The sequence below is a fragment of the Salifodinibacter halophilus genome, from assembly GCA_012999515.1.
Lineage (GTDB): Bacteria > Pseudomonadota > Gammaproteobacteria > Nevskiales > Salinisphaeraceae > Salifodinibacter > Salifodinibacter halophilus.
The window spans coordinates 1-239 of sequence record JABEEB010000675.1 but is presented as its reverse complement, the minus strand read 5'-3'; the positions used below and the strand labels follow the sequence as shown (position 1 = coordinate 239).

Sequence of the window (239 nt, the reverse complement as noted above, 5' to 3'; positions counted from 1 at the left end):
CGACGAAAGATCCGGTCGACCGACTGCTCGCGACCGCACGGGGAGCACCCGTCGACGAACCGTTTCGCGTAACCGGGGTGATGATGCAGTATTACCACGTCTGCGAGCGGGAGCTCTGGTTCGAGAGTCGGAACCTCGAAATCGATCGCGAGAACGCGGCCGTCGTAAGAGGGACGCGCGTCGACGAGACTGCATACGACGAGAAACGAGAGAACCTCCACCTCGGAATGATCTCTTTG

Annotated in this window: 1 protein-coding gene; it reads left to right on the top strand. The window is 60.3% G+C overall.

Features of this window, described 5'->3' with window-relative positions; translation table 11 throughout:
- Positions 1-23: 23 nt before the first annotated feature.
- Positions 24-239: Dna2/Cas4 domain-containing protein (locus HKX41_13275; protein NNC25106.1), on the top strand; the 216-nt coding region annotated here is incomplete at its 3' end.